This is a genomic window from Micrococcus terreus, assembly GCF_900116905.1.
GTDB lineage: Bacteria > Actinomycetota > Actinomycetes > Actinomycetales > Micrococcaceae > Citricoccus > Citricoccus terreus.
Genome location: NZ_FPCG01000003.1, coordinates 327,420 through 334,106, shown reverse-complemented (window position 1 = coordinate 334,106; position 6,687 = coordinate 327,420). Strand labels below are relative to the sequence as shown.

At 69.5% G+C, this 6,687-nt stretch carries 6 protein-coding genes; 1 reads left to right on the top strand and 5 read right to left on the bottom strand.

What is annotated here, in order from left to right; genetic code table 11:
- On the top strand, nucleotides 1–276 hold a 276-nt coding region (locus tag BM355_RS05930; RefSeq protein ID WP_281247565.1), incomplete at its 5' end, for a cation:proton antiporter regulatory subunit.
- A gap of 9 nt (nucleotides 277–285) precedes the next feature.
- Here the strand turns inward: BM355_RS05930 and proC are convergent.
- Genes proC through BM355_RS05905 form a run of 5 tightly spaced genes read right to left on the bottom strand, consistent with a single transcriptional unit; the run spans nucleotide 286 to nucleotide 6,686 of the window.
- Nucleotides 286–1,125 (bottom strand): pyrroline-5-carboxylate reductase, encoded by an 840-nt coding sequence (proC, locus tag BM355_RS05925; RefSeq protein ID WP_091696001.1) that lies wholly within the window; start codon nucleotides 1,123–1,125, stop codon nucleotides 286–288.
- Nucleotides 1,126–1,178: 53 nt separating this feature from the next.
- Complete coding sequence (locus tag BM355_RS05920; RefSeq protein WP_245760626.1) at nucleotides 1,179–2,036, bottom strand: sugar phosphate isomerase/epimerase family protein; 858 nt, start codon at nucleotides 2,034–2,036, stop codon at nucleotides 1,179–1,181.
- 13 nt (nucleotides 2,037–2,049) lie between these two features.
- Nucleotides 2,050–3,081, bottom strand: coding sequence for a Ppx/GppA family phosphatase (locus BM355_RS05915; RefSeq protein WP_091695998.1), 1,032 nt, complete (start codon nucleotides 3,079–3,081; stop codon nucleotides 2,050–2,052).
- A 40-nt stretch (nucleotides 3,082–3,121) separates the two neighbouring features.
- A complete protein-coding gene (gene topA, locus BM355_RS05910; protein WP_091695995.1) occupies nucleotides 3,122–5,926 on the bottom strand; it encodes a type I DNA topoisomerase in 2,805 nt (934 codons plus the stop codon).
- A gap of 52 nt (nucleotides 5,927–5,978) precedes the next feature.
- Nucleotides 5,979–6,686, bottom strand: a complete 708-nt coding sequence (locus BM355_RS05905) for an ArsR/SmtB family transcription factor (protein WP_091695992.1) — start codon at nucleotides 6,684–6,686, stop codon at nucleotides 5,979–5,981.
- Between the last annotated feature and the right edge of the window lies 1 nt (nucleotide 6,687).

Below are 6,687 nucleotides of genomic sequence, written 5' to 3'. Positions count from 1 at the left end.
GTGCGCGCGGCCCACCTGGTGGGCGGGCGGATGCTGGACTTCATCGAGTTCGACGACGACTTCGCGATCGTGAAGATGTACCCGCCCACCGAGACCGTGGGGTTCACCCTGGCCGAGTCCAATGTCCGCGCCAAGTACGGGGTGACCGTGGTGGGCGTGAAGACCCCGGGCGAGGACTTCACCTACGCCCAGCCGGACACCACCGTGGGCCCCCGGGACACCCTGATCGTCTCCGGTCACACCGATCTGCTGGAGCGCTTCGCCGCCCGGCCGTGACGGGAGAGATCAGTCCGTGAACTCCTCGGACATCTCCCGGTCGCGCGCGGCGGCGGCGTCCATGGCGCGGGCCACCAGGTCCGGCAGCCCGCCGGCCAGGAAGCTCTCCACGGCCTTCTCGGTGGTGCCGCCCGGGCTCATCACGTTCTTGCGCAGGGTCTCGGCGGTCTCCTCGCCCCGGGTGAGCATCAGGCCCGCACCCTTCACCGTGGCGGCGGCCATGGCCTCGGCATCGGCCCGGTCCAGGCCCAGCTCCGCCCCGTGGGCGGCGATCAGCTCGGCCAGCAGGAACACGTAGGCCGGAGCCGAGCCTGCCGTGGCCACCACGGCGGAGAGCTGGTCCTCCTCGACCTCCACCACCAGACCGGACTCGGCGAACACGGCCTTGACCGACTCCAGCTGCTCCGCGGTCACAGTCGGACCAGGGGCCACACCCACCACGCCCGAGCCCACGGTCAACGGTGTGTTCGGCATGGTCCGCACCACCGGCTGTCCCTCGGGCAGGTTCTGCTCCATGGCCTCACGGGAGACGCCGGCGGCCACGGAGACCACCACGGTCTCAGGGTGCAGGGCATCGCTGATCTCCCGGCACAGGGCCAGGATCCCCTTGGGCTTGACGCCCAACAGCACGACGTCGGCACTCGCCGAGGCCTGCTGGTTCGCCTTCTGGTCCGCACCGGACGCACTGACCTGTACGCCGTACTTCTGCGCTGCAGGCTCGGCCTTCTCCGGGGTGTGCACCGTGGCGGTCACCGTGGAGGGGTCCGCTCCCCCGGCCAGGTAACCGGCCAGGATGGCCCCGTTCATGTTGCCCAGTCCCAGGAAGCTCACGCGGGCGTGGTCGGTCATCGGGATCTCCTCCGTGTGCGTCGGGTGCAGTGGTGCGCCGCAGTGGGCGCGGTTCAGTGGTCCTCACCCGGGGCGGCGTCCGTGGCCTCGACCCGCTGCTGCCAGCCGATCGCCAGGTGCCGCCGGGCGAACTCCAGCGACCGTACCAGCCACTCCTCACGGGCCCCGGCGTACTTGACCTTGCGGGTGCCCACCTCCACACAGACCACCCCGTCCCAGTCCTGGTGGCCCAGCAGCTGCATGCACTCGGCCACCGGCTGGTCCCCGTCTCCGGGCAGCAGGTGCTCGTCCTTGCCGTTGGCGGTGCCGTCGGTCAGGTGGATGTGGCGCAGCCGGTCTCCCAGCTGGTGGAACGCGGCCAGTGAGTCGGCCTGGGCAATCGCCGCGTGGGAGAAGTCCCAGGTGATGTGCTCGTAGCCCTCCGGCACCGGGTCCCAGTGCGGCAGGTACATCAGGGCCTCACGACCGCGGGTGCGCCAGGGGTACATGTTCTCCACGCAGATCTTCACCCCGGTGGACTCCATGATCTCCTGGATGCCCTCGGCGAATCCGGAGGCGTAGCCGCCCTGCCAGCGGAACGGCGGGTGCGCCACCACGATCTCGGCCCCCACCTCCCGGGCCAGGTCCGCGCTGCGGGCGATCTTGGTCCAGGCCGAGCCCCAGACCTGCTGGGTGAACAGCAGGGTGGGCGCGTGGATGGAGTGGATGGGCATGTGGTGCTCCTGGGAGAGCCGGTTCAACCGGACCGCGTCCTGGGACCAGGAGTTGTGGGTGACCATGACCTCCACGCCGTCGTAGCCCAGGTCCTGGGCCATGGCGAAGACGTCCTGGGTGCCCAGCGGGAACACCGAGGAGGAGGAGAGGGTCACCGGGATCCGGCCCTCGCGCGGGACCAGCCCGCTGGGGTGCACGTGTTCAGCGCCGTCAGCCACTGGTGACCCCCACGGAGAACCCGGGCAGGGTGGGATCCGGGTTCAGGTTCACGTGACCCACCACGCCGGGGGCGCCGTCCCGGCCCAGCACGCCGTCCAGCATCAGGGCGTCCAACCGGTTCATGATCAGGCCCTCCCGCAGCGCCCACGGGCAGATCTCCACCACGGAGACCCCGAACTGGTCCATGGCTGCCTCGGCCACCAGCGCACCGGCCAGCATCTGCCGGGCCCGCACCTCGGAGACCCCGGGCAGCTCGGCACGGTCCTCGGCGGTCATCGCGGCCAGGCGGTGCATCCACAGCTTCAGGTCCTCGGCGCGCAGGTGGCGCTTGACGAATGGGCCAGCCGCGGACGGGGCGGCACCGGTGATCCGGGCCAGGGAGCGGAAGGTCTTGGAGGTGCCGGTGACCAGCACAGGGGCGGTGATCGGCGGAAAGCCCTCCCAGGCCTCGGCGATCATGCCCCGGATATGCTTGCGCAGCCGCTTGACGGACTTCGGCGTGGGCGGGTCCCCCGGCAGCCAGTCCAGGGTGAGCCGCCCGGCGCCCAGCGGCAGGGACACGGCGTGCGAGGGCAGCTCGTCGATCCCGTAGGCGATCTCGAAGGAGCCGCCGCCGATGTCGAAGTTCAGGATCGAGCCCACGTCCCAGCCCTGCCAGCGGCGCACCGCGAAGTAGGTCATGGCCGCCTCCTGGTCACCGGAGAGCTCGGCCAGGTGCACCCCGGTCTCCCGGGTCACCCGCTCCAACACCTCAGCACCGTTGGCCGATTCGCGGATGGCCGAGGTGCAGAAGGCGATCATGTCCTCGGCACGGTTCTCCTGGGCGAAGGAGACCGCCTCCTGGATGAAGGAGACCAGCTCGGACTGCCCGGACTCGTCGATCCGCCCCTCCCCGTCCAGGTGCTGGACCAGGGACAGGGAGCGCTTGTGGTCGGCGTAGGCGGAGGGACGCGCACCCGGGTGGGCGTCCACCAGCAGCAGGTGCACGGTGTTGGAGCCGATGTCCAGGACGCCCAGACGCATGTTCTCCCCGAATCTCTCTGCAGGACGGTGGGTCGACGAGCTACTTCTTCTTGGCCGGGGCCTTGCGGGCGGCCGGCTTGCGCGCCGGCTTCTTCGCCGGCCCCTTGGCCCGCTTGTCCGCCAGCAGCTGGTAGGCCTGCTCGGCGGTCAGGGACTCGGGGTCCATGGCCCGCGGCACGGTCACATTGGTCTCGCCGTCGGTCACGTAGGGACCGAACCGGCCCTCCTTGACGGTGACCTTCTTTCCCGACGACGGGTCCTCACCGAACTCGGCCAGCGGCGGCTTGGCAGCCCCGCGGCCTCGCTGCTTGGGCTGGGCGTAGATCGCCAGGGCCTCCTCGAGCGTGATGGTGAAGATCTGCTCCTCGGACTCGATCGAGCGCGAGTCCGTGCCCTTCTTCAGATAGGGCCCGAACCGGCCGTTCTGCACGGTGATCTCGGTGCCCTCGGCGTCGGTGCCCAGCACGCGCGGCAGGCTCATCAGCTGCAGGGCCTGCTCCAGGGTCACGGTGTCCACGGTCATGGACGTGAACAGCGAGCCGGTGCGGGGCTTGTCCGGCTTGGGCAGCTTCTTGGGCTTGGGCTTGCCGTTCTTGTAGTACTCGGTGGGCAGGGAGTCCAGCAGCTCCTGCTGCTCCTGCTCGCTCAGCTCCGGGATGACCTCGGTGACGTACGGTCCGTAGCGTCCGTCCTTGGCCACGATCCGGCGGCCGGTGTCCGGGTCCTGCCCCAGGTCGCGCTCGGAGGGGCCGGCGGTGGCGAAGAGCTCCTCGGCCTTCTCCGCGGTCAGCTCGTCCGGGGCCAGGTCCTCGGGGACGTTGGCTCGCTCGGGGTCGGCGCCCTCCTCGGCATCCGCCGGGCGGTCCTTCTCCAGGTACGGGCCGAACTTGCCCACGCGCAAGGTGATGCCCTCGGCCACCGGGATGGAGTTCACGGCACGGGCGTCGATGTCGCCCAGGTTGTCCACCACGGACTTGAGGCCCTCGGTGCCGTTGGGAGCGCCGAAGTAGAAGCCCTGCAGCCAGGCCTCGCGCTGGAGCTCGCCGGCGGCGATCCGGTCCAGGTCGTCCTCCATGCGGGCGGTGAAGTCGTAGTCCACGTACTTGCCGAAGTGCTCCTCCAACAGGCGGATCACCGAGAAGGCGGTCCAGGAGGGCACCAGGGCGTTGCCGCGCTTGGTGACGTAGCCGCGGTCCATGATCGTGGAGATGGTCGGCGCGTAGGTGGAGGGACGTCCGATCTCGCGCTTCTCCAGCTCGGCCACGATCGAGGCCTCGGTGTACCGCGGGGGCGGGGAGGTCTGGTGTCCGTTGGCGGTGACGGGGTCGCCGACCAGGGACTGCCCGGCGCTCAGGTCCGGCAGACGCTTGTCCTTGGACGCGGTCTCGGCCGAACCGGACTCGCTCTCCTCGGCGGTGGAGTCGTTGCCCTCCTCGTAGGCGGCCAGGAAGCCGGGGAAGGTGATGACCGTGCCGGAGGCGCTGAACTGGGCGACCCGGCCGTCGGTGGCGGTGCCGGAGAGCTTGACGGTGGCGGTGTAGCCCTTGGCGTCGGCCATCTGGGAGGCCACGGTGCGCTTCCAGATCAGCTCATAGAGACGGAACTCGTCCTTCGAGAGCTGCCCGGCCACCTGGCCCGGCGTGCGGAAGTGGTCACCGGCAGGACGGATGGCCTCGTGGGCCTCCTGCGCGGCGTCGTTCTTGGCCTTGTACACACGCTTGGCCTGCGGCACGGACTCGGGCCCATAGAGCTCGGTGGCCTGACGGCGAGCGGCGTTGACCGCTTCGTCCGAGAGCATCACCGAGTCGGTACGCATATAGGTGATGAAGCCGTTCTCATACAGCCGCTGGGCCACCTGCATGGTCACCCGCGAGGAGAAGCGCAGCTTGCGCGAGGCCTCCTGCTGCAGGGTGGAGGTGGTGAACGGTGCGGCCGGACGGCGGGTGTAGGGCTTGTCCTCCACCGACTCCACCGCGAACCCGGCACCCTGCAGGCCCTCGGCCAGGGAGGTGGCCGCCTCCTGATCCAGGTGGATGACCTGACCGGCGGCGCTCTTCTTGAGCTCACCGCGGTCGGTGAAGTCACGGCCCGTGGCCGTGCGGACCCCGTCCACCGCGCTGAGCCGAGCGGTGAAGGAGGAGGCGCCAGAGCCGGCGTCGGGAGAGACTGAACCTGAACCGGGGGTGAAGGTGCCCTCCAAGTCCCAGTAGTCCGAGGTGATGAAGGCCATGCGCTCACGCTCGCGCTCCACCACCAGGCGGGTGGCCACGGACTGCACGCGACCGGCGGACAGACCGCGGGAGACCTTGCGCCAGAGCACCGGGGAGATCTCATAGCCGAAGAGGCGGTCCAGGATGCGCCGGGTCTCCTGGGCGTCCACGAGGTCGGTGTCAATCTGACGAACCGACTCCAGGCCGCGCTTGATGCCCTCCTGGGTGATCTCGGTGAAGGTCATCCGGTACACCGGGACCTTGGGCTTGAGCACCTGCAGCAGGTGCCAGGCGATGGCCTCGCCCTCACGGTCGGCGTCCGTGGCCAGATAGAGGGCTTCAGCGTCCTTGAGCTGGCGCTTGAGGTCGGCGACCCGCTTCTTCTTCTCCGGGTACACCACGTAGTAGGGCTCGAAGCCCTCCTCGGTGTTCACAGCGAACTTGCCGAACGGGCCCTTCTTCATGTCCGCTGGCAGGTCCGAGGGCTGCGGAAGATCCCGGATGTGACCGGCTGAGGCGTCCACGACCCAGCCCTCGCCCAGGTACTTGGCGATGGACTTGCTCTTGGCGGGGGACTCAACGATGACCAGCTTCGTGCCCTCGGCAGGGGTGTGGGAGGCGGTCTTCTCGGACATCGACGGGGACACTCAGGCTCCTTCTGTGCACCGGCCCGCCAGGGCGCGGAGGTCAGGGGTGCGTTGCGGTCCCTGACTGTACATGAGCAGGACCGGAGCCGGATGAATCCTGCAGCAGCGAGACCATGTAGTAGGCACGCTGGGCATCCACGTTGCGCTGCTCGGCCGGGTTGAGCTCCTCGAACTCGTCGATCAGTGCGTACATGCGGTCCGAGAAGTCCTGGAACTGCTCCGCGTTCAGGAAGAGCATGCCGGTGGTGAGCACCGGTAGACGACGGGTCTTCTGGCCCGGGCCGGTGCCGTCAGCGGAGGCCGAGGACTCAGCAGCCTGGGCGGAGATCTGGGCGTCGGCGGCCTCGCGGGCGTCCACCTCGCGGAAGATGCGCTGACGGAAGGTGTTCAGCTGGACATCGATGAAGGCGTGCTTGGAGGCGGCAGAGTGGTTCAGGGAGTCCACCAGCAGGGAGTTCGCCGCGGCCCGCCAGCGCCGCTCACGACCGTCCCCCTCGGAGGGAGAGCGCTCCACGAAGCCGTACTTCTCCAGGGCCCGCAGGTGATAGCTCATGGCCGAGGGGGTCAGACCGCAGCGCGAGGCCAGCTCGGTGGCCGTGCGGGTGGACTGCGAGGAGTAGAGCTCCTCCAGGGCCTCCAGCCGCGCCTCGTGGGCCAGGGCCCGGATGGCCTGGGGGTCGGAGATCGTGGCGGACGTGCGATGCACACCTGTCCGATCAGGGGCCGGCGGAGCTTGCTGGTCTGTCATG

Excerpts from the sequence above, each read along its gene's own strand:
- topA (WP_091695995.1), bottom strand. The coding sequence starts at position 5,926 with ATGTCCGAGAAGACCGCCTCCCACACCCCTGCCGAGGGCACGAAGCTG.
- proC (WP_091696001.1), bottom strand. The coding sequence starts at position 1,125 with ATGACCGACCACGCCCGCGTGAGCTTCCTGGGACTGGGCAACATGAAC.
- BM355_RS05905 (WP_091695992.1), bottom strand. The coding sequence starts at position 6,686 with ATGACAGACCAGCAAGCTCCGCCGGCCCCTGATCGGACAGGTGTGCAT.
- BM355_RS05915 (WP_091695998.1), bottom strand. The coding sequence starts at position 3,081 with ATGCGTCTGGGCGTCCTGGACATCGGCTCCAACACCGTGCACCTGCTG.